The sequence below is a fragment of the Psychrobacter sp. 1U2 genome (assembly GCF_051847575.1).
In genome coordinates this window covers 1-1127 of sequence record NZ_JBPYDC010000397.1, presented here as the reverse complement: position 1 = coordinate 1127, position 1127 = coordinate 1, and the positions used below count along the sequence as shown (strand labels likewise).

The following is a 1127-nucleotide window of genomic DNA, read 5'->3' as shown; positions in this document are numbered from 1 at the left end:
AATTGGAACAATCGTATTATTTAATAAATTGTATTTCAAATCCCGTTGTTATTTTAGAAATTAAAACACAAAAAAAGCCAACCATTGAAAACAATGATTGGCTTTTCTGTATTACTACTATGTTTGGTCGGAACGGCAGGATTTGAACCTGCGACCACCACACCCCCAGTGTGGTGCGCTACCAGACTGCGCTACGCCCCGAATGACTGACTATTTTACGCAAAATTAGGCATATTGCAAGAGCTATTTGTTTTGCTTAAAATTTACAACACATTTCTACGTACTATAGTTAGTATGACAGATTTGCCATTCGTCTTAATCCAGCAGCTCTTTTAAAATTTGATTGACTTGCTGCGGGTTGGCACTACCGCGACTGGCTTTCATGACTTGGCCGACCAGACCATTAAAGGCTTTTTGCTTACCGCCTTTATACTCATCTACCATCGTTTGATTGTTTGCAATGACGTCTTCAACCATGGCCTTAATGGCGCCCGTATCGGTTTCTTGCTTAAGTCCTTTTTCTTTGATGATTTTATCTGCTGCGTCATCATCGTTGCCGCCCGCGCGTTCATATAAGGCACTAAAGACTTTCTTAGCCAATTTGCCAGATAGAGTGTCGTCTTTGATACGCTCCAGCATACCAGCCAATTGCTTAGCGCTGATAGGGGAGTCAACGATGTCTTTATCATCTTTATTCAATGCACCCAGCAGCTCGCCCATGACCCAGTTGCCGGCCATCTTCGCATCTTGCTGCCCGATCTCTGCGACTACATCTTCAAAATAATCGGCAAGCTGGCGGCTACCGGTCAATATACGAGCATCGTACTCTGACAGACCGAGCGCTTCTTCAAAACGCGCACGTCGAGCAACAGGTAGCTCAGGCATTGCCGCTTTAATCTCATCAATCGTATGCTGCTCAATACGTACTGGCAGCAAGTCAGGGTCAGGGAAGTAGCGATAGTCGTTGGCGTCCTCTTTGGTACGCATGGTACGCGTTTCATCGCGCTCTGGATCATAGAGCATCGTTGCTTGCACGACTTGACCGCCATCCTCGATGATATCGATTTGACGCTCGATTTCGCGATTGATGGCACGTTCGATAAAGCGGAACGAGTTTAGGTTTTTCA

At 45.4% G+C, this 1127-nt stretch carries 1 protein-coding gene and 1 tRNA gene; both read right to left on the bottom strand.

What is annotated here, in order from left to right; translation table 11 throughout:
* Positions 1–124: 124 nt before the first annotated feature.
* Positions 125–201, bottom strand: a tRNA-Pro gene (locus ACS8FD_RS16115).
* A 114-nt stretch (positions 202–315) separates the two neighbouring features.
* Positions 316–1127: Asp-tRNA(Asn)/Glu-tRNA(Gln) amidotransferase subunit GatB (locus tag ACS8FD_RS16110; RefSeq protein WP_459252134.1), on the bottom strand; the 812-nt coding region annotated here is incomplete at its 5' end.